The organism is Streptomyces sp. NPDC057616, assembly GCF_042800575.1.
In the GTDB taxonomy this organism is placed as follows: domain Bacteria; phylum Actinomycetota; class Actinomycetes; order Streptomycetales; family Streptomycetaceae; genus Streptomyces.
In genome coordinates this window covers 1-19,954 of record NZ_JBHVGU010000067.1, presented here as the reverse complement: position 1 = coordinate 19,954, position 19,954 = coordinate 1, and the positions used below count along the sequence as shown (strand labels likewise).

16 protein-coding genes are annotated in these 19,954 nt (G+C 74.9%); 3 read left to right on the top strand and 13 right to left on the bottom strand.

Translation table 11 applies throughout. The features are described from left to right. Positions 1-559: 559 nt before the first annotated feature. Both ACFU97_RS44265 and ACFU97_RS44260 read right to left on the bottom strand, forming a co-directional pair. Positions 560-1,111 (bottom strand): Imm1 family immunity protein, encoded by a 552-nt coding sequence (locus tag ACFU97_RS44265; RefSeq protein ID WP_384268524.1) that lies wholly within the window; start codon positions 1,109-1,111, stop codon positions 560-562. 90 nt (positions 1,112-1,201) lie between these two features. After that, positions 1,202-3,856, bottom strand: coding sequence for a DddA-like double-stranded DNA deaminase toxin (locus ACFU97_RS44260; protein WP_384268523.1), 2,655 nt, complete (start codon positions 3,854-3,856; stop codon positions 1,202-1,204). Positions 3,857-4,058: 202 nt separating this feature from the next. Here ACFU97_RS44260 and ACFU97_RS44255 point away from each other — a divergent pair, with 202 nt between their 5' ends. Both ACFU97_RS44255 and ACFU97_RS44250 read left to right on the top strand, forming a co-directional pair. Next, on the top strand, positions 4,059-4,286 hold the full coding sequence (locus ACFU97_RS44255) for a type II toxin-antitoxin system VapB family antitoxin (RefSeq protein WP_384268521.1): 228 nt from the start codon (positions 4,059-4,061) through the stop codon (positions 4,284-4,286). Further along, entirely contained in the window at positions 4,283-4,690 is a 408-nt protein-coding gene (locus ACFU97_RS44250) for a PIN domain nuclease (protein ID WP_384268519.1), read from the top strand. The genes ACFU97_RS44255 and ACFU97_RS44250 overlap by 4 nt, the downstream gene beginning before the upstream one ends. Before the next feature lie 55 nt (positions 4,691-4,745). On the opposite strand, the gene ACFU97_RS44245 is transcribed toward ACFU97_RS44250, so the two are convergent. From ACFU97_RS44245 to ACFU97_RS44235, 3 genes are all read right to left on the bottom strand, one after another. Continuing rightward, complete coding sequence (locus ACFU97_RS44245; protein WP_384268517.1) at positions 4,746-5,969, bottom strand: helix-turn-helix domain-containing protein; 1,224 nt, start codon at positions 5,967-5,969, stop codon at positions 4,746-4,748. A 488-nt stretch (positions 5,970-6,457) separates the two neighbouring features. After that, on the bottom strand, positions 6,458-8,683 hold the full coding sequence (locus ACFU97_RS44240) for a condensation domain-containing protein (RefSeq protein ID WP_384268515.1): 2,226 nt from the start codon (positions 8,681-8,683) through the stop codon (positions 6,458-6,460). A 479-nt stretch (positions 8,684-9,162) separates the two neighbouring features. Beyond that, positions 9,163-9,540: a hypothetical protein gene (locus ACFU97_RS44235; protein ID WP_384268513.1), complete on the bottom strand. Its 378-nt coding sequence runs from the start codon at positions 9,538-9,540 to the stop codon at positions 9,163-9,165. Positions 9,541-9,744: 204 nt separating this feature from the next. On the opposite strand from ACFU97_RS44235, the gene ACFU97_RS44230 reads away from it, so the two are divergent. Continuing rightward, a complete protein-coding gene (locus ACFU97_RS44230; RefSeq protein WP_384268511.1) occupies positions 9,745-10,695 on the top strand; it encodes an ATP-binding protein in 951 nt (316 codons plus the stop codon). A 172-nt stretch (positions 10,696-10,867) separates the two neighbouring features. Here ACFU97_RS44230 and ACFU97_RS44225 read toward each other — a convergent pair whose 3' ends face one another. The 8 genes from ACFU97_RS44225 to ACFU97_RS44190 form a co-directional block, all read right to left on the bottom strand. Next, positions 10,868-11,689 carry a BTAD domain-containing putative transcriptional regulator gene (locus ACFU97_RS44225; RefSeq protein ID WP_384268510.1) on the bottom strand — a complete coding sequence of 274 codons (822 nt, stop codon included), beginning with the start codon at positions 11,687-11,689 and terminating at the stop codon, positions 10,868-10,870. A gap of 391 nt (positions 11,690-12,080) precedes the next feature. Continuing rightward, entirely contained in the window at positions 12,081-12,923 is an 843-nt protein-coding gene (locus tag ACFU97_RS44220; protein WP_384268508.1) for a 4'-phosphopantetheinyl transferase family protein, read from the bottom strand. Between the two features lie 187 nt (positions 12,924-13,110). Continuing rightward, positions 13,111-13,902 carry a phosphopantetheine-binding protein gene (locus ACFU97_RS44215; RefSeq protein WP_384268506.1) on the bottom strand — a complete coding sequence of 264 codons (792 nt, stop codon included), beginning with the start codon at positions 13,900-13,902 and terminating at the stop codon, positions 13,111-13,113. Between the two features lie 135 nt (positions 13,903-14,037). After that, positions 14,038-14,940, bottom strand: coding sequence for a BTAD domain-containing putative transcriptional regulator (locus ACFU97_RS44210; RefSeq protein ID WP_384268504.1), 903 nt, complete (start codon positions 14,938-14,940; stop codon positions 14,038-14,040). Positions 14,941-15,293: 353 nt separating this feature from the next. Next, complete coding sequence (locus ACFU97_RS44205; RefSeq protein ID WP_384268502.1) at positions 15,294-15,497, bottom strand: acyl-CoA carboxylase epsilon subunit; 204 nt, start codon at positions 15,495-15,497, stop codon at positions 15,294-15,296. Between the two features lie 90 nt (positions 15,498-15,587). Next, entirely contained in the window at positions 15,588-16,496 is a 909-nt protein-coding gene (locus ACFU97_RS44200; RefSeq protein WP_384268500.1) for a 4'-phosphopantetheinyl transferase family protein, read from the bottom strand. Between the two features lie 215 nt (positions 16,497-16,711). After that, the gene (locus ACFU97_RS44195; protein WP_384268498.1) at positions 16,712-18,184 is read right to left on the bottom strand and encodes a hypothetical protein; all 1,473 of its coding nucleotides are present in this window, start codon (positions 18,182-18,184) and stop codon (positions 16,712-16,714) included. 118 nt (positions 18,185-18,302) lie between these two features. Next, positions 18,303-19,262, bottom strand: coding sequence for an SRPBCC family protein (locus ACFU97_RS44190; protein WP_384268496.1), 960 nt, complete (start codon positions 19,260-19,262; stop codon positions 18,303-18,305). Positions 19,263-19,954: the final 692 nt, after the last annotated feature.

The following is a 19,954-nucleotide window of genomic DNA, read 5'->3' as shown; positions in this document are numbered from 1 at the left end:
CTCCGGCCACGCTGCTGTTGGCGCGGCACGACGCTGCCGGCAACCTGCGGCTGATCGCCCGCACCGCTCCCCCGCCCACCGCCGCCCGGCGCGACCTCGCCCCCCACCTGCACCCAGCCGACCCTGATCACGCCTGGCACGGGCGCCGGATCAGTGCCGGCTGGGGCACGCGCGGTGAGCTGAAGTACCACCCCATGCAGCCCGACCTGGTAGCCGAGTTCCAGGCCAACACCGCGATCACAGCCGCCGCCCAGGTCGGCGCGGCGCCGCTCTTCCCGTCGGATGATCACCCGTGCCCGCGCGACCGACGTGACCCCGCTGGGCTGATTCGGGGGACGTTTCCACCCAGGCTCCCTGCCTCCAGCTCCACTGCACGCCGCCGCACAGTACCGCTCGATTGACTTTGCATAAAAGGCCTTTTCCCACCCGGCTTACGTTGGATGAGAAAAGGCCTCTTTTGCGTGGCAATTTTTAGGCTGCGGGATCAGTGCCCACTGCAGCGCGCGGGATAGGAAAACCTCACCAGAGGATTTCACGAACGCGCTTTGGTCTGCGAAGGTCAGAACGGGCTACGGTCTTCCTCTTCCGAGAGCACGTCATCGATGGGATCCCGGTCAATTCGTTGACCATTAAAGTATCCCTTGACCCACTGGATACATTCTGGCCTGCCTCCAGTGCCGGTGGCACAGAATTCCTCCAGCGCCTCGCGAACGCGGGCGAGGGGAATTGCACTGCTCCAATCATGAAATAGGGGGTAGCCGGGGTCTGAGATGAGTTTCGGATTGAAGGCGGGCGGTTCGGGATTGTCCGAGATCCAGGCGGATTCGTGAATTCCTCCAGTCCGGGGGCTTTTCATGGTGACACCCCAGACCAGTGCACCGTATCCTGTTTCTCTGTTGACCGAGACCCGCAACAGGTTGTCCGTGGTCCACCTCTCATCGGTGTGCGGCTGCTCGGAGAGGCAAAACCACACGTCAAGTCCCACCGGAGAGTGGTTGAGTGGGCTGTTGACTAGATCATCATTGTCCAGGACCTGGGAAATGAGCTGGGACATTTCGTCTGGCGTCTTGCCGTGATGCCACGTGCGATCGAAATGGACGCTAAGAATCATTGACTCGCTCCTCAAAAGAACTTCATCATAGCAAATGACCCCGGGGCCCACCTCGCGGAAGGTGGGCCCCGGGGTAGTGCTGAACGTTACTCAGCTCCCCGTACCCTGCAGCGGGAAGACTGTCATGTCTCCATCCTTTCCGCGATAGTGGACCCTTAGTTCGTAGCCCTCAGGGAGAATGAGGGGGACTGCCGTCTGACATGAATTCGGACCTGCGCACGGGCCTCCTGGATGGTTGATCACCAAGTCCACGGAGGTCACTTCTTTCTCCTTCATGTACCAGGCGATCTTCGTCTCGACATGTTTGGCTACGTCGAATCCACCGGCCCGTGCGTAGTCTTCGCTGGCGCCGGCGAGGTAGCCGTCGATCTTCTTGGCGAGGTCGCCGCCACCACTCCTCATCTGGTGGCCGACTGCCGTCACAGAGCCGTCCTCGCCGATGTTCACAACCTGGCCGATGGTTGGCTTGCCCTCGCCTCCTGCAGGCAGGCTGTCGAAGAGGTCCCCAAGTGGGTCGCAGGTGTTGTGTACGAGGACTGAAGCGGTGCCTGCGGCAACGTAGTACGTGTGGATGCCGGCGACGGAGAGGTTGTAGACAGTCTCGTGCCGGCTCCAGTGGCGGAGAGCCGTGACCTGAACGTGGGTGCCTGCACTCGTCCGCAGCCAGTCGTTGGGATTGAGATCGTAGGCGTCCACCCATTCCTTGCGGTCTGGGACCCAGAAGGGGTGGTTGTCCGTGGCAGTGACAGAGGCGAGACGGTCGGGATGCTTCGGATCCGTGGAGATCGTGATCTCGGAGAGATCCTTGCGGCCTGTTCCCCGGATGGTGGCGGTGACCGCCTTTGCGCGTGTCTTGCCTGTCTTGGCGTCCGTGGCCAGGACCCGATCGCCGACCTTGACCTCGGAGATCTTCTTGTGGCTGCCGTCACCCATCACCACCGGGGTGTTTCCGGTGAAGCTGTTGCGGCAGCTGGCTGCTGCCGCGGCTGTGCCGCCGCTCAGTGCCACCCCACTGCCTGCCGCAGGGCCTGCCAGGACGTCAGCGGCACCCTCGGCGCACACGATGGCGGCGGCGAGGCAAGCTGTAACGCCCTCGGCGGCGACGGGGGCCGCGGCCGCCACGACTGCGACACCGACCACGACGCCCAGAAGAACCTTCTGCCAGGTGGAGAGTTTGCCGCGGTCGATCCAGTCGTCGCTGACTTGAGGGTTGTAGTTGGGGTTGGTCCCCATCGCCCAACCGTGGAACACCTCCTCCTTGGGCTTGGGTTTGGGGCCCTTCTTGTACGTCACGTGCACCGTTTCCACCGTGGAACCGACCCTGGTGACCGTGGCGGTGAAGGTGACGGAGCCAATGCCCTTGATGTTGGTCTTTGCGGTGTACGTAGAGGTGGAGTGGTATGTCCATCCGCCCTTGCCGTTGGGCGAAAGGTAGTCGTAGTAGCTTCCGCCCTTGCCGTCGCTGCATCCGCGTTCGCATTCCGTGATGGGCCGCAAACCGGTGGGATCGCTCTTCGTGACGGGCGCGTTGTCGGCGTAGGCGTAACCGTTGAGGGACTCGTGGTCGTCGGTGGCCAAGACCGGGTCGACAGACAGGAAGCGGCCGATGCCCGGGTCGTACTCGCGGGCACCGATCTGCGTCAGACCCGTTTGAGCGTCAGCAGGTTTTCCGAGGAAGCCCTTGTCATCCGGCCAGGACGCCAGCGTGCTGCCGCGAGCATCACCGAACGGTTTCGTATAGCGGCGGGTGATCTGTTGGGTGGTCGCGTCGACGACCATGCTGGCGGTGCCGTGGTGGTCGCTGACGATCCAGTACAACCCGGTGTTCGTGCGCAGCGCGGTGCCATCACCAGCCGTGTAGTAGCGCTGTGCGGTGAACTTCTTGCTCGCCGGGTCGTAGTGGAGTTCCTGGTCGGGCAGGTACAGGACGCTCTCGGACGGACCCTGCCGGATCAGGAGCTGACCGTTGGCGTCGTAGAGGTAGTTGGTGGCCTTGCCGCTCTCGGTGAGTGTGGCCAGGTTCTCCTCGGTGTCCCAGACGAGGTTCTGGTCCCCCGTGGTGCCGGGACGGCGGGTGGTGTTGCCCTGGTCGTCGTAGCCGTAGTTGGTGGTGGTGTTGCCGGTGGTGGTGGAGGTCAGCGTGTGCGGCTGGCCGCTGCCGTTGGCGTCGACGGGCGGGTACTGGTAGCTCGTCTTGGTGTCACCGCTGGCCGTGTGGACGGTCTGCGTGTCCCGCATGCCCCCGGTGGTATAGGTCCACGAGTTCCAGTAGGGCGCGGGACCGCCGAGGGCGGTAGCCGATCGGGTTGTCGTGCAGTCAGCAGACGAAGGCGTCCAGGCCTCGGTCAGGCGACGGTGCCCGTCGTAGGCGAAGCACTGCAGATCGGGAGAGCCTGCCTTCTGGTTGATGGACAGGACGTTGCCGCTGTCGTCGTAGGCGTAGTCGACATCGCTGGTGTAGCCGGTGTTGGTCTGGTCGAGGACGTGGTTGTTGAGCAGGCGGCGGGTGCCGACCTCGTACCGGTCTGAAACCTGGAGTTGCTTGGCCGTACTCGAGGTGCCCAGGGTGGTCTGTTGCGGCTCACCGTAGGGGGTGTAGCCCACGCTGCGGATGTAGTCGGTGTTGCCGCCTACGGTGTTGACCAGGCCGAGGTCGTTGTAGGTGTATTCGACCGTTTCGACAGGCAGGCCGCCGGCCGCAGGCAGGATCGTGTTGCTGACCGTGCTGTCGGTTTGCGCTCCCACGCCGCCTCGTGGCGGCCAGCGGGGCGATACGACCGTCGGGGCCAGGCAGCCATATTTCGGCATACCGCGGTGCGGCCGCCACTGCGTTCCGGGCGGCACGCCCGGCGTGCGACGCGACGCCGTCGGACCAGCCTCCGCACCCGCATATACATTCGATCATGTATATTGATACAAGAGTCTAGGTATATGGAGGGTGGGGGCTGTGAGCAGAACTGTCATTGACCTTGACGACGACGCCTTGGAAGCCGCGGCGAAGGAACTGGGCACCACCACGAAGCGGGACACCATCAACACGGCCCTGCGGGAGATCGTCGCCCGCAACCGTCGACTGCGTGCCCTGCACGAACTGCAGGACCTCGCCGATGGCGGCGCCCTTGAGGCCGAACTTCTCCTGGACAAGCGCGCCTTGCGGGGTGGTCCCGCCCGGTGAGCGTTGCCGACTATCTCATCGACACGTCGGCGCTGGCCCGGATCCTGCTGCGTCAGGCGGCACCAGAGTGGGAACAGCGCATCGGCGCCGGGCTGATCGCTCTGTGCGACCTCACCGAACTGGAAGTCCTCTACTCGGCACGTTCGGCGAAGGACCGCGACGCCATCCAGGAACGACTGAACCAGTTCGCCTGGTGTCCCATGCCCGACGGCATCTACCGGCGCGCCCGCGTCGTCCAGGGCCAGCTCACCGCCAAGGGTGAGCACCGCAGCACAGGAGCCGTCGATCTCCTCGTGGCCGCGACCGCCGAGGAGGCGGGACTCACGCTGCTGCACTACGACCGTGACTTCGACACCATCGCCCGCACCACCGGCCAGCCCGTGCGAATGATCGACCTGAAGTAGCCGGGTCACCGCGGACGTGGCGCGAGGACGACAGCTGCCGCGACACGTCGCCGGGTCAGACGGCGGCGTCGCGGGGGGCGGAGGAGGCCAGGGCCTCGGCGAGGATGCGCCAGATCTGCGCGGCCAGGTCGATGTTGGCGTCGGCCTGGGCCTGTTCCGCCAGGGCGCGCAGGCCCTGGATGCCGCCCTGGTCGCCGGAGCGGATGGCCAGCTGGTGGCGCAGGATGTCCATCTGCACCCGCTCGCGGTAGGTCATCCGCGGTTCGGCCTGGGCGAGTTCGCCCAGCAGGGCGCGGGCGTCGTCGTAGCGGGCGGTGGCGAAGGCCAGGTCGGCCTTGAGCGCGAGGAGCTGCTGGCGCAGTCCGGGGGTGCCCACGAACGCCAGCGCCGACCCGGCCGCGTCCAGGCAGCGTTCGGCGGCCCGGGGGTCCGGCGGCAGCTTCTCCAGGTGCAGCCGGCCGGCCGTCAGCCGCAGCCGCAGCCACAGCACCAGGTCCTCGCCGCTGGCGAACTTCTCCAGCGCCTCCTCCAGGTAGGCCTGGGCGGCGGCGTGGTCGCCCTGGCGGACCCGGACGGCCGCCGCGGTCCACATCGCCTCCGCCCACAGCACGTCCGAGCGGCCCGCGACCAGCGCGACCAGCTCGTCGACGTGGGCGCGGGCGTCCGGGGTGCGGCCCGCCTCGCCCTCCACCGAGACCAGCGCCAGCAGCACCGCGGCGCGGTCCTCCACGTCCAGGTTGTCCTCGCCGGCCAGCCGGTGGGCGGCGAGGGCGGCGTCCAGGGCGCCGTTGATGTCGCCCAGCGAGCGCAGGCAGCGGGCCAGCCGGGTCAGCCCGCGCACCCGCAGCGCGGTCAGTCCCACCCCCTCGCCCAGCCGCACCAGTTCGCGCAGGTACTCGCCCTCGCCGGCGTGGTCGCCCTGCAGCCGCCGCTGCCCGGCCAGTTGCCACAGTGCCTGCCAGCGCAGCACCGGCGCCTCGTGCCCCTCGGCGGCCAGTGCCTCGCGCAGGGTCTCCAGTGCCGCCTCGGAGCCGGTGGAGGCCACCAGGGACAGGGCGTTGGCCAGCGAGCCGCCCGCGGGTTCCTCGAAGTCCGCCGCCTCCAGGCCGAGCCGGCCGGCGAGGTAGGCGACGGCCCGCTCGGTGGGCTGGCGGGCGCCGGACTCCAGCCGGGACAGGTACCCCGTCGACATGCCCTCCCCCGCCAGCGCGGTCTGGGACAGCCCGCGGGACTGGCGCAGTTTCCTCAGGCGGGTGCCGAAAGCGGGCTGCTGCAGCATGTGACCATTCCCTGGCGACGGACGGGTGGGGGGCGGCGGCCGCGGCGCGACATGCCGGGCGGCGGGGGCAGGCCCGCCCGCCGCAAGACGCCCCGAGCGTAGGCGGCGGGGCAACGGCCGGGCAATGTTTTGCCAGGCCGTATGCCCTGGTCCTCGTGCGGATCTCACGAGATCCTCGTGCGTTTCTCAAGCGGTTCCCGACCGGGCCCGGGCAGCATCTCAAGCGTCAGTGGCGGGGCCTGCCCGCCCGCCCCGTCCTTCTGCCACGGACACTGCCTGGTCCGTCGTCCACGGGAGTCGCGAGATGACGCAGTCGGTCCCTGCCCGCCCGGCCGCCGGCCCCGGCCGCGGACGACGGCCGGGACCGCCCCCCGTCCCCCGCGGCGAGGACGACATCGACTGGCCCTGACCCACCCCCTCCCCAACCTCCTGCGCGGGAACGGCCGTTGCCCGGCCCGGTCCTGAACCCCGTACCGGGCGGCGGGGGTTCAGGGCCGGGCGGGGGGTGCGCCCGCCCGTCGCAGGGCGCGGGCCAGGGTGCGGGCGCCGTCCGCGTCGTCGGTGCTGCCGCCGATGACGACCAGCGGCGGGCGGGTGGCGTGCCGGGCGGCGTGCCGGGCCAGTTCGCAGGCGAGCGCGCCGGCACCGGAGTAGCCGCCCAGCACCAGCCGGCCCGGTGCGCGCGCCAGCCGGGCCAGGGCGGCGGCCGGTGCGCCGTCCGCGACGCCGGCCGCCCGCCACGCGGTGAGCGCCTCCGGCCCGCGGTAGTGGCGCACCAGCTCCCCGTGTCCGGTGCGCGGCGCGCCCGGCACGTCGATCAGGCACACGGTCGCCGCCCCGGGCGCCGCCGCGGCCCGCAACAGCACCGGCGCCGTGGCGGCCGGCCCGCATCCGGCCGCGGGCAGCCGGGGGGTGGGCGCGGGCGGCAGCCGGGCCAGCACGTCGGCGACGGTGCTCGCCTCGCCGGCCGTGGACGGCAGCAGCCGCAGCAGCCCCACCGCCTGCGCCAGCAGGGTGCGGGCGGTGGCCGCGGCGACCAGGTCGCGGTCGTGCACGCAGGTCAGCACCAGGGCGCGGGCGCTGTCGTGACCGGCACTCAGCCGCAGCGCGTACCCGGCGGGGGCGGCGGCCGCCTCCTGCTCCTGCAGCCGGATGCCGTGCGCGGCCAGCGCGGCGCCGTGGCTGTCCTCGGGGCGCGGACCGCAGTCGACGGCGAGCAGCCCGCCGGCCCCCACCGCCGCGCCGGGTGGGGCGCCCATCCCGGCGGCCGGCACCCATTCGTAGGCGGCCATGTCCACCACCCGGTCGCGCAGATGGTGCAGCAGGCGCGGCAGGCGCAGCCCGGCGTCGACGGCGACCGTGACGGGCAGCGCGTTCTCGAACGGGCCCGGAATGGCGCCGATGCCCTCCAGCAGCAGCCCGCGCCCGGCGAAGCTCAGCCCGAACCCGACGACCGCACCGGCGGGGGGCGCGCCGCGGGCCCGGTAGAGCAGCATCGCCCACACCGCCTGCAGCACACTGCTCTCCGTGACGCCCCACTGCGCCGCCCAGCGCGCCAGGCGGGCGCTCTCCGCCGCGGACAGGCCCGCCCGGTGCACACCGGTACCACCCCCACCCGCACCGCCCCCACCACCCGCACTGCCCCCGCCCGCCGCACCGTCCCCGCCCGCCGCGGCCGCCGGCCCGTCCACCGCCGACACCGCCGACGCGGCGGGCGGGGCGGGCGGGGCGGAGGAGGGGTGCGGGAGGTGGGCGTGGGGGCGGCGCCAGAAGTCGCCGGCCGGGCCGAGGTCACGGGCGGCCAGGTGGCGGGCGCAGTCGCTCAGATCGGGCCGGCGCTCCCCGCCCGGCAGCACCCCGCCAGCGAGATAGGCCCGGCAGCACTCGCGCATCAGCAGCCGCACGCTCCAGCTGTCCAGCAGCGCCCGGTGGTAGGTCACCAGCACATCGGTGAACGGCGCCGCCGCCCGCCCGGCCCCGCCCTCCAGCAGCGTCACCCGCAGCGGCATGGGACGGCGCAGGTCGAAGGCGCGGGCCCGCTCGGACGCCAGCAGCCCGGCCCGCGCCAGCAGCCCGCCGGCCTGCCGGCGCGCCACCTCCACCACGGCCCGGTCGAAGACGACCGCCCGCGGCCGCGGCTCCCACAAGAACGCCGTCCGCAGCACACTCTCGTGGTCGCCGACGGCCTGCCAGGCCGCGGTCAGACGGGCCACGTCCAGCGGGCCGTGCCAGCGCCACAGCAGCTGCTCGACCTGCCGGCCCGGAGAGGCCAGCGCCTCGGCCAGGCGCTGCAGCTGCAGCGGGGTGGGCGGATGGGTCCGCGGCAGCGTCCCGCACGGCGGCCCCGGCCCGCCGCCCGCCGCACCCGCCCCCCGCCCCCGCTCCTCCTCGTCCGGCCCGGGCTCCGGCCCCGGTGCGCGCTCCTGGTCCGGCTCGTGGCGGCCGGGCGGGGCGGTCAGCAGGTCGGCCAGCAGACCGGCCGGATAGGGCGCCGACCCGCCGTCGGGGCCGGGCAGTTCCACCGTGTGCAGATCGGGCCCGTGCCGCAGCAGCCGGGGCAGGGGATGACGGGCCTGCGGGCGGATCTCCGCGATGCGGTGCAGGGCCCGCTGGAAACGGCCCGCCGGCAGCGGACCGTGCAGATGAAGCGCGCCGTGTGCACCGTGCTCCGGGTCGATCACCGCGCACACGCCGGCCGGCCGGCCGTCGTCCATCGCCTCCCCCCTTCCCGGGGCGTCCCCGCTTCCCGGACCCCCTCGCACGGAACGCACGTCCGCCTACGGCTCAGCCGCCCGGCAACCGCAGCCCCATCCCCCGCACGACACGAACCGCACGGGCACTTCCGGCCCCGCGGACGGTGCGGCGGTGCGGGCGGTGCGGTGCCCGGCCATGGCCCCCTCCTCACACTCGGCTCACCACGCTAGCCGCGCCGCGCCCGCCCGGCCCGCCTTCTCCAGCGGCCCGCGAACCATCCACGACCTGGCCTCGTCCACCCCCGGGCGGCACACAGCACGGACCCGGCGCCGGCAAGGCGCAGCGCGCGGCGGGGGCGGCGGTGACCCGCACAGCCCGCACGTCCCGGACGTCGCGCAGCCCCGGGCGGCGCGGACGGCCGTAGCGCGTACGGGAGTTGACGGACAGCCAGATACTGGCCGGGGCCGCCGGGGGGCCCGGAATGGCCGGCGGGCGGGGGTCAGTCGGTGTCCGGGCGGGCCACCAGCAGGTCCTGGTAGCGGGCGAGGTGGCCGGCCGCGTCGAAGCCGAGCTCGGCGACCAGCGACCACACCGCCCGCCCGGTGCGCGCGGTCGCCCGCAGCACCACGGCGTCGCCGTCGGCCAGCACGCTCTCCGCGCGCAGCCGCAGCCCGCCGGGCAGTGCCGGGCGGCCGGTGTGGTCGGGGCGGGCCCAGTGCCGGGTGAGCTGGTTGGCCTCCCCCCGGTCGGCGGCCGCGACCAGGGCGAGGGCGAGTTCCTTGTTGCGCTCGCGCAGGCTGCGGGCGGTGAGCAGTTCGTGCAGCACCCCGCTGAGCGGTTCGGACAGCACCGACACCATGACGAAGTCCTTCCCCATGGCCCGTCATCCCTGCGGCCGTGTCCGCCCACCCTGCCCGCCCCGGCTCGAGAGGCGCTGGAGAGCCGGTGCACCCGCCCGGCCCGGGCCCGCCAACGGGCCGGCCGGGGGCGTAGGTTCAACGCTCCGGCACCGCTCCAGGGCGGCTGTGGGCCCGGCGGGCAGGCTGGCCCGGCGGGTGGAGCACCCGAGACGGGACGACTGATGACGCTGGCCGGCCGGAGCACGGCCCTCACCACCCTGGGACACGCCCTCCGGGACTGCGCCGAGGGATGTTCGCGCACCGTGCTGGTCGAAGGGGGCGCCGGCTGCGGCAAGAGCGCACTGGTGCACCGGCTGATCGAACAGGCCGCCGCCGCGGGCGCCGAGGTGCGCTGCGCGAGCGCCGGCCCGGCCGACCGCGACCACCCCTCCGGTGTCGTGGGGCGGCTGACGGCCGGCCGGCCCACCCCGGTGGATCGGCGGGAGTTCACCGCGCCGGGTCCGGCCGGCCGGGCCGGCGCGCTGGTGCTGTGCGTCGAGGACGTCCAGCACGCCGACGCCGCCTCCCGGGCGTTCCTGCACGACCTCGCCCGGGCCCGGCCCGCGGCCACCCTGCTGGCCGTGACCGCCACCACCGCCCACGACGGCGTGGATACGGCGTTCACCACCGGGCTGCGCCGCACCCCGGGCGTGCGGTGTGTGCCGGCGCCGCCACTCGGCCCGGCCCCCACGCATGAGCTGGCCGCCCGCGCGGGCCGCGGCGCGTACGCCGCGCTGCTGCACGAGGTCAGCGGCGGCAACCCGCTGCTGCTGCACGCCCTGCTGGCGGAGCACCACACAGGCCGCCCGGGCGCCCCGTTGCCGCCGCCGGCACCGGACGGGCCGTTCACCCGCGCCGTGCACGCCTGCCTGCACCGGGCCGGCCCGGCCGCGGGCGCACTCGCCCGGGCCGCCGCACTCCGCGGCGGATCCGCCGCCCCGGCGCACCTCACCGCGCCGGACCATCTCACCCCGCCCGTCCTGCACCGGGCCCGAACGGCCCTGCGGGCCGCGGGCCTGCTGGACGCCACCGGCCACCTGCACCCGGCCGTGACAGCGGCCATCCTCACCGCCACCGGTGCGGCCGGCGCCGCCTCCGCGGCCGACCGCACCCCGGCCCCGGCCGCGCCCTGACCCGAAAACGGCGAACCGCCGAACCGCCGCCCCGCAGGCGGCGGTTCAGCGGTTCGGCGTTCGGCGGTTCGGCGCTGTCACGGATGGCGGTGCGCCCCGGCCGGACGGACACCGGCACGCGTACGAGCGCGCGTGCGCGTACGCGTGCGGGCGCGGGGCGGGGCGGGGCGGGTCAGGCGGCGAACAGGTCGTACGTCGAGGTGCGGCGCGGCCCGGCGAGCTGGTCCAGCAGCGGGTCCACGGCCAGCATGGCCTGGTGCAGGCGCTGCAGCTGCGGGGAGGGCTCCACGCCCAGCTCGTCGATCAGCCGCATGCGCAGCCGGCGGTAGGCCTCCAGCGCGGTGGCCTGCCGGCCCGACCGGTACAGCGCCACCATCACCTGGGAGTGCAGCCCCTCGTGGTGGGGGTGACGGGCGGTCAGCTCGGTCAGCTCGGCGATCAGTTCGGCGTGCCGGCCCAGGCGCAGGTCGGCGTCGATGCGCCGTTCCACGGTGACCAGCCGGCTCTCCTGCAGCCGCATCACCTCGATGTCCAGCACCGGGCCGAGTTTCACGTCGACCAGCGGCGCCCCGCTCCACAAGTCCAGCGCCTGGCGGAACCGGGCCGCGGAGATGTCGTTGTCACCGGCCTCGAAGGCGGCCTGGCCCTGGCGGGCCAGGTCCTCGTAGGTGTTGACGTCGACGCAGCTCTTGTCGATCTGGAGGAGATATCCGCCGTGCCGGGTGGCGAGAATGTCCTTGGCGCCGGCCGGGGCGCCCGGACCCATGGCCGTGCCGAGCCTTCTGCGTAATTGAAGTATGTATGTCTGAAGGGTCGTCAGCGCACTTGCCGGGGGCTCGGTTCCCCAGAGTTCCTCCATGAGTGTGGGGACGGGCATGACCCGTCCTGGAAAGAGCGCCAGAAGGGACAGAATCTGCCGCGGCTTGCCGGCCGTCGGAACGATGGATCCCCCGTTGACCTCGGCACTCAACGGCCCCAGAACCTGAATCTTCATGGTGCCTCCCCACTTCGTCGAGTTCCTTGTCCGATTCTTTTGGGTGGCCAGAAATCTCCGCCACTGCGCACGCTAGCCGCCTCCGTGCGGCCCGAGCGATTTCCTGTAGCGGTCTTCTAGCGGTGCTCCACGGGGGGTGTTGCATGAATCCTGCACGGCCCTTTGCGGACACGTGTCATCGCCGTTCACCGCTATTCACCGCCATTCGCCGCCGTTGATCGCCGTTGATCGCGGGCGAATTGAACGGACGGATTCCGACCCGGCATTCAAGGTCACGGAAAACCGCGGGACGGGCCAGGGGCCCGGGGGTCAGGAGGCCGGGGGGTCAGGAGGCCCGGGGGTCAGGAGGCCCGGGGGGGGCAGGAGGCCGGGGGGGCAGGGGGCCGGGGGGTCAGGGGTGGATCGGGCCGGCCGGTTCGGGCAGGGTGAGGGTGTGCGGTGCGGCGCGGTGCCAGGGGAAGCCGTGGTGCAGCTGCAGCTGCGGCGGGTGGGGGTCGCCGGCCGGGACGGCCACCGCGGCCAGCACGTCGGGCACCGGCTCCAGTTCCATGAACCGCCAGCGGCCGGCCTGGTCGTCGGCGGGCGGGCGGAAGCCCAGCACGCCCCGGTCGTCGGCCAGGCGGAAGGCGAACTCGTCGAAGGGCAGGCCCAGTCCCAGGCCGCGGGCCTTGGTGTAGGCCTCCTTCAGGGTCCACAGGCGCAGCACCCGGCGGTCGCGGCCGCGGCCGCGGGGGGCGGCGGCCACCCAGTCCTGCTCGTCGGGGGCGAAGGTGGTCACGATGGTCTCCAGGGCGTGCGGTTCGCGTTCCAGGCCCTCGACGTCGACGCCGATGCGCCGGCTGCGCACGATGCCCAGCAGGCTGTAGCCGCCCGCGTGGGAGAGGTTGAAGTCCAGGTGGTCGCCGCCGCGGGGCAGGCCGCCGGGCAGCGGCTGCAGGAAGGGCCGTCCGCGGGCGGAGCGCCAGATGACCAGTTCGGCCTCGGCGAGGCCGGCCTCCAGCGAAAGGGCCCGGCGCACCAGGGTGTGGGCCAGGAGGTATTGGCGGCGGTCGCGTTCGAACAGGAAGCGGGCCGCGGTCTGGTGCTCGCGCTCGTCCAGCCAGTGCGCCGCCAGCAGGGTGGCGGTGTCGGGTGCCAGGGCGTCGTTGGGGCACAGCCACAGCTTCACCGGCGCCTGCGCCGGCGGCCGCAGGCCGGGCCCGGCGTCCAGGGCGCGGGGCGCGGTACGGGTCATGGCGCCGCCCCGTCCACCTCGGCCCGCCCCGGGCAAGGGCCGGCCGCTGCCTGCGGGCCGGTCACCGCGCGGGGGCGGGTCGCCGGACGGAGATCGGTCGCCGCGCGGGGATCGGTCGCCGGACGGGGGCGGATCGCCGAGCGGGCACCGGTCGTCGGCCAAGGGCCGGTCGCCGGGCGGGGGCCGGTCATCGGGCGGGGCGGTCGGTCAGGAGGGCGGCGGCCTCGTCCACGCCGATCCGCTCGCCGCGCACCGCGTCCAGCAGCGCGATCATCTCCTGCCGGGACAGCGGCCCGCCCGGCCCGGCCGCCGGATACGGCGCCTCCGCCCCCGCCTGCTCGACTACGGCCGCGGGGGCGGGAGTTGCCATGCCGGCGCCGGTGCCGGTGCCGGTGGGGGCCGGTGCAGCACCGGATGCGGGACCGGGGGCGGCCGCCGGGGCGTTGGGGGTGCGGGAGGCGATGTAGGAGGCCATGGCGGCGAGGCTGGGGTGTTCGGTCACGGTGACGGGGCGTTCGTCCAGGCCGTAGGCGCGGTTGACGCCGGCGACGAAGTGGGCCGACAGCAGGGAGTCGAGGCCCAGTTCGGCGAAGGCGGCGCCGGCGTCGATCTCCCAGGCGTCGCAGTGCAGGATCCGGGCCAGCTGCTCGCGCAGGTCCTGCAGCACCGCGCCGGAGGCGCCCGCGCCCGGCCCCGCCGCGGCCGCCCGTTCGCCGTGGCCGGCGGCCGCCAGATGCTCGGCGAGCAGCGCCGGGGTGGGGTACTCGTACAGCGCCGCGCCGGTGAGGGGGACGCCGAAGTGCCGGGTGACGGCGGCGACGAACTCCACGGTGAGCAGCGAGTCCAGGCCCAGCACGGCGAAGGGCTGCTCGGCGTCGACCCGGCCGGCGTCGGCGTGCACGACACCGGCCAGCACGGCCGTCAGCTCGGCCAGCACGGCGGCGTGGTCCGCGCCGCGCCGCGTCGGCTCACTGCTCATGGGGTGTGCCTTTCAAGGATCGGCCCCGCCGGGCCCCCTGGCGCCCGTGCGGGGCCAAAAGGCAGGGGGCGGGGCTCGGTTGACGGGACTCGGCGGGCGAGGGGGCGGGGGCAGCCGGTGCGGGGGCCCGGGGGGTCAGGGGGTGGGGGTCAGGGGTCCGGCGGGCGGGCGGGGTCCGGCGCCCCGCCCGGCGGGCCGGCCCTCCCCGCCGTCCCGGCCGTCCCGGGCGGCCGGGTGGGGGCCGGGGGCGGTCTCGGGGGCGGCGCGCAGGATCGTGTGCTGCAGCCGGCGCAGCCGCGGGGAGGGTTCCAGACCCAGTTCGCGGCCGAGAGTGGTGTGCAGGCGCAGGTAGGCGTCGAGTGCCTCGCCGCGCCGGCCCGAGCGGTACAGCGCGGTCATGAACTGGGCGTGCAGGTTCTCGTGGGTGCGGTGGCGGCTGGTGAGCACCGTCAGCTCGGCGAGCACCTCGCGGTGCCGGCCCAGGTGCAGGTCGGCCTCGATGCGCTGGTCCAGCGCGCACAGCCGGCTCTCCTCCAGCCGCCGGGCCTGCATGGCCAGCCGGCTGCCCTGCTGCACGTCGGCGAGGGCCGAGCCCGACCACAGCTCCAGCGCGGCGCGCAGCGACCGGGAGGCGCCCGAAAAGTCGCCGGCGTCCATCGCCCGGTAGCCCGCGCCCGCCAGCCGCTCGAACTCGCGGACGTCGCTGCGCCCGCCGCCGGACGCGAGCAGGTAGCCGCCCGGCAGGGTCACCAGCACGTCCTTGGCGCTGCGCCGGCCCGCCCCGGGCGCTTGGGCGGGATCCAGGGCCAGCGCGCCCGCGATGAGTTCGCGCAGCTGCAGCACGTAGGTCTGCAGGGTGGTGCGGGCACTGCGCGGCGGCCGGGCGGCCCACAGCTCCTCGACCAGCGAGGCCACCGGGACCACCCGGTCCGCGTGCAGGGCCAGCAGCGCCAGGATCTGGCGTGGCTTCGGCGCCGTGGGAGCGACGGACACCCCGTTCTCCCTCACGTCCAGTGCGCCCAGTACGTCGATGTCCACGCCGTCTCCCCTAGTCCACGTGCACTGCCGGCACCCCTCGATTAAAAAACAGCGCGTACGGTATGTCAATACGAGACCGCCCGTCCTGTTTTCGGCCGGGCCCGGCCGCCGGACCGGCCGCCCCGGGGACCGCCCTCCGCCTGCCCGGTCACCCCAACTTCCCCGCATATACGGCTTCTTGACACCCCACCGGCCCGGCCGGGGCCGGTGCGCGTGCCGCCGGCGGGCGGGAGGCCGGCGGGGCGGGGAACCGACCGGAGATGGATGAATGACGAACAATAAACAGACCGTGCGGTCGGTGCAGGCGGGCCGGGGGTGGGCGTACCGGGGGTGGGCGTACCGGGGGTGGGGGGTCAGCGGGTGCGGCCGGCGCGCCAGCCCTGGTAGCCGGCCGGCCGGTGCCCCCAGTGCGGGGTGCCGGCCGGCCGGTGCGGGGCCGGCCGGGCGGGCCGGGCGCGCAGTGCCAGCAGGACGGCGGTCAGGGCGGCCAGGTCCTCCTCGCTCGCCGTGCCGCGTTCCACGCGCAGGGCCGGCCCCGTGCGGTCGGTGTCGTCCATGACTGCCTCCTCGTTTTCGGTCACTGTCGGCCGCGGCGCTCGAGAACCGCTCTCGGCCCGCCGGAGGCCGGGCCGGGCGTGCAGGGTTCATCACCACGGCCCGGGTTCCTGGCCGCGCAGCAGGTCCAGGGCGCGAATCCCGGGCGGGGCCTGCCCGGCGGGCGCCCCGGGGGCGTCGGACGGACCGGATGCCTCGGGTGCGCCGGGCGCGCCGGGGGTGCCGGGCGCCCCGGGGGTGCCGGGGGTGCCGGGCGGGTGGGGGGTGTCGTGGCGGTGGGCCTGGCTCACCAGGAAGCGGCCGTCGAGGAGATGGGTGGCGAACGACCACGCCGGCCCGGACGGGCCGGCCGGGTCGGCGGCCAGGCGGATGCCGCCGTGCGCGTCCGGGGCGAAGCCGATCGCGCAGAAGCGGCGCCGCATGCCGTGCCCGAGCGCCTTGGTGTAGGCCTCCTTCAGCGTCCACAGCCGCAACAGCCCGTCGCTGCGGGCGGGTTCGGGCAGCGCCGCGAGCCGGCCGGCCTCCTCGGCGGTGCACACGTGCTCGCGCAGCAGGTCGAAGGAGACCGGGCGGGCGGCGGGCTCGGCGTCCACCCCGATCGGCCCGCTGCGGCTGACCCCCACCACGATCAGTTCATCGGTGTGGGCCAGGCTCACGCGCGCGTCCGCGCCCAGGCCGCGCAGCACCGGCTGCCCGCCCGGCAGGTAGGCCAGGTCGAGGCGGCCGGCCGGCACCTGCAGGGCCGCGGCCGCCGCGTGCTTGAGCACCACCCGGGACACGGCGAACCCCAGCCGCCCCGCGGCGGCGGGATGCCGGCGGTAGCGGGGCCAGTCACGGCCCAGCAGCGCCCGCAGTCCCGGATCGAGCAGCGCGCAGGTCAGCCACTGGCCCCAGGTGGTGTGCACCACCGCCCGGCCCGCCCGCTCCACCTGCTCCTGGACCTCCTCCCACGGCCCGTCCGGCCCCGCCACCCGCACCGGCACCGCAACGGGTGCGGGCACGGGTGCGGGCACGGGTGCGGGCACGGGGGACGGCGGGGCCGCCCGCCCACCCCGGCCGGGACCGGAGCCGGGGCCGAGGCGGGAGCCAGGACCGGGGCCGGGGCCGGGATGGGGAGCGGGGCCGGAGCCGGCACCGGGATGGGGGCCGGAGCCGGCACCGGGATGGGGGCCGGGGCCGGGGCCGGGGTGGGGGTGGCGGGGGGTGCCGGGCGGGGTCACCACAGCAGCCTCGTCGCATACAGGTCGCAGTCCGCGCCGCCGGTCGCGCGCCGGGCCAGTTCCTGCCACACACCCGGCCGCGGGTCGGGGGCGTGGTGCACCGGCGCCGACCCGAGCCGCTCGGTGATCCGCCCCAGCGCCACCAGCGCCCAGCCGGCCCGGCCCAGGAACAACGGCCCGTCGCCGGCCGCCGCCCGCCGCACCCCCAGCACCGCGGCGGCCAGCACCAGCAGGGCCTGACGGTCCGCCAGGGCACGTACCGCCGGATCGGCCGGCCCGGCACCGGCCGCGTGCGCGGCCGCGGCCCGCAGCGCCCGCTGCTCGACGAGCAGCCGCCGGCCGGCCCGGACAAGAGCCTCACCCTCCCCGCCCTCCCCACCGTCCCCGTCGCCGCCCTCCCCACCGTCCCCGTCGCCGCCGTCGCCGCCGTCGCCGGCGGGGACGGTGGCCGCGGCCAGGCTCTGGGCGAGGGCCCGCCAGGTGACCGCGCCCAGCGCCGGGGCGGGCACGGTGACCCGGAACAGGGCAGCGAGATCCCCGTCCGGGTCCGCGGCCGGGTCCGCGGCGGGATCGGCGTCAGGACCGGCGGCGGGGTCGGTTCGCGGGCCGCCGCGGCGGGCCAGCGCGCGGGCGAGACGGGCCTGCGCGCCGCGGGCGGCCCGCCAGCCGGCCCCCGCCCGGTCCCGGCCCTCCAGGAGCCGGGCCAGCAGACGCTGTTCCGGACTGGCCGGGCCGAACCCGCACTCGTTCAGCACCAGTTCGAGATCGGCCAGCAGCTCACCGGCCAGCAGCGGCACGACGTAGCCCACCACCGCGTCCAGCCCCTCGCCCTCCCCCACCGGCGCCGACCCCGCGGGACCGGGCGGCCGGGAGCCGGGGCGGTCGGGGCGGTCGGGGCGGGGGCGGTCGGGGTGGGGGCAGGAGCGCAGGGCGAGGGCCGTCAGGCTCTCGCAGGCCAGCAGTTCCGCGAACAGGCAGGCCAGGACCGGATGCCACTGCCTGACGGCGGGGTCGTGACGGCCCAGGCCGGCCACGATCCGGGCGGTGGTGCGCAGGACGTCGCCGGCCGACGCCAGCAGCCCGGCCGGGGCCAGCAGCGCGACGTCGGCCGGGGCCGGGGTGCCGGCCGGGCGGATGCTCCAGGCGTGGGCCAGGGCGAGGTCCCGGTGGAAGAGCGGGCGCAGGGCGCGGGCGAGCCCGTCGGCGCACGGCCGCCCCCGCCCGGTGCCGGGCAGGCCGGCGGGCGGGGCGGGCAGGGCGTCGTCCGCAACCGCCCACACGGCGGTGCGGCCGTAGGGGTTGGCGGGATCGCGGGGATCCCCCAGCAGCACCTCCACACGGGCCGCGTCGTGCGGCGGCGCCCCCCACCCCTCCGCAGCGGCGGCGGATGCCGGAGGCGTGGAGGCGGCGGAGGCGGCGGGGGCGGCGGGGGCGGGCCGCGGATGCGCAGCAGGGCGGGTCGGGGCCATCACCGGTCTCCTCGTCGTCGTGGCGGAACCGCAGGCGGATACGGGGGGGCGGGAGCGGGGGCGGCAGGAACCGCAGTTGCGGGGCCGGGGGGTGCGCCGCAGCCAGTACCGGGGGTGTTCATCGCAGGCGGCGTACGGCGCTCTCGGCGTGCCAGCGCGCCAGGCCGAGCACCTCACTGCCGGCGCCGCCCAGCCACTCGCGTACCTGCCGGCGGGCGTCCACCAGCAGGGCGCCGGGGCCCAGGACGGTCTCCACCGCGCCCGGCCGCAGCAGCACGCGGTGCGTGCACACCACCCGCAGCCCCCGCTCGCCGGGCTGCAGGGACCACTCCCCGCCGTAGGCGGCGAGCAGACCGGAGGGCGCCGTCTGCCGGTGCACGATCCGCCCGGCGGCCGGGAAGCACAGCCGCACGCTCTCCAGGGCGACCGGCCGGCCGGTGTGCGGCACCACGGTGTGCAGCACGACGTGCTGCACCCCCGGCTCGTCCTCGCCGGCCTCCACCTCGTCGACGTGGGGCACCGTCCGGGCCCAGTCGGCGATGCGGTAGAGGAAGTCGTAGACGAGTTCCTGCGGGCCGGCCACCTCCACCTCGTCCTCGAACGCCAGCAGCAGCTCATCGAGGCGGTCCCACAGCTCCGCGCTCGCGCGCACCGCCCGCAGCTCCTCCAGCACCCGCGCCTCCAGCACGCCGGGCGCCTGCCCGGGCGGGCGCTCCTGCTGCAGCGTCAGCAGGCAGCACTCCTCGCCCGCGGGCCGCACGCTCCAGCTGCCCGCCACCGGCGCGTGCTCCGGCACCGGCGCGTGCTCCGGCACCGGCGCCGGGTGCAGCCAAAAGTCGATCCGGCGCCGCCCGGGCTGCAGCACCCGGCGGGCGATCAGGGAACGCACCCGGCCCCGGCGGTGCTCCCACAGCCGCAGCTCCTCGCGCCGCCCGTCGAAGTCCATGCGCTCGGCATGCACACAGTGCGGCAGCAGGACGGGCCAGCGCGGGGCGTCGGCGAGCAGCCCGTAGACCACACCGGCGGGCGCCGCGACCTCCACCGTGTGCCGGGCCAAGTCCCTGCGCCGCGCCGGCATACCCGCCCCCTCCTCCGCCTGTCCCCCCACGCTGCGCCCCGCCCCTCGAGCACCGCTCGACCCCCACCGGACGAACCACCCCGCCCCGGCCTCCCGGCCTCCCGGCCTCCCGGCCTCCCGGGCATCCGGGCATCCGGGCATCCGGGCATCCGGGCATCCGGGCATCCGGGCATCCGGGCATCCGGGCATCCGGGCAGATCCTGCACCCCCGCCACCGGCCAGACCTGCCAGGCCCTGCATCGCCGGCACCGACCGGGCTCCAGACTCCGCCCCTACGTCGGCCGGCCATCCGGCCCGCAGGCGCGGCGGCTTCCCGGTCACACGGCCCGGCCCAGGCGGCCGCGCCCCGCACGTCCGGCAGCCCCGTCGCGGCTGGGAGCGGCCGCCCGATCAACCGGTCAGCCGGGCCGGTACGGCCGCGCCGGCGGGTACGGCCCCGGCCCAGGCGGCACCGGCACCGGCTCCCCCGGTCGCTACGGTCCGGCGGCCGATGCGGCCCACGGCCAGGCCGTACCGGCACGAGTGCGGGGCCGCCCCTCGCCGTCGGATGCCACCCCAGTCACTACGGCCGGGTCGGCGGGGTCGGCGGGGTCGGCGGGGTCGGCCCACGGTCAGGACGGCCGGCACGGCCGGCACGGCCACCGGGCGGTGCGGGCCCGCCCGCCGGCCGCAGCCGCCGGGGAGGGACGGCC

Excerpts from the sequence above, each read along its gene's own strand:
- ACFU97_RS44205 (WP_384268502.1), bottom strand. The coding sequence starts at position 15,497 with ATGGACGACACCGACCGCACGGGGCCGGCCCTGCGCGTGGAACGCGGC.
- ACFU97_RS44240 (WP_384268515.1), bottom strand. The coding sequence starts at position 8,683 with ATGGACGACGGCCGGCCGGCCGGCGTGTGCGCGGTGATCGACCCGGAG.
- ACFU97_RS44195 (WP_384268498.1), bottom strand. The coding sequence starts at position 18,184 with ATGGCCCCGACCCGCCCTGCTGCGCATCCGCGGCCCGCCCCCGCCGCC.
- ACFU97_RS44230 (WP_384268511.1), top strand. The coding sequence starts at position 9,745 with ATGACGCTGGCCGGCCGGAGCACGGCCCTCACCACCCTGGGACACGCC.
- ACFU97_RS44225 (WP_384268510.1), bottom strand. The coding sequence starts at position 11,689 with ATGAAGATTCAGGTTCTGGGGCCGTTGAGTGCCGAGGTCAACGGGGGA.
- ACFU97_RS44245 (WP_384268517.1), bottom strand. The coding sequence starts at position 5,969 with ATGCTGCAGCAGCCCGCTTTCGGCACCCGCCTGAGGAAACTGCGCCAG.
- ACFU97_RS44190 (WP_384268496.1), bottom strand. The coding sequence starts at position 19,262 with ATGCCGGCGCGGCGCAGGGACTTGGCCCGGCACACGGTGGAGGTCGCG.
- ACFU97_RS44215 (WP_384268506.1), bottom strand. The coding sequence starts at position 13,902 with ATGAGCAGTGAGCCGACGCGGCGCGGCGCGGACCACGCCGCCGTGCTG.
- ACFU97_RS44220 (WP_384268508.1), bottom strand. The coding sequence starts at position 12,923 with ATGACCCGTACCGCGCCCCGCGCCCTGGACGCCGGGCCCGGCCTGCGG.
- ACFU97_RS44235 (WP_384268513.1), bottom strand. The coding sequence starts at position 9,540 with ATGGGGAAGGACTTCGTCATGGTGTCGGTGCTGTCCGAACCGCTCAGC.
- ACFU97_RS44265 (WP_384268524.1), bottom strand. The coding sequence starts at position 1,111 with ATGATTCTTAGCGTCCATTTCGATCGCACGTGGCATCACGGCAAGACG.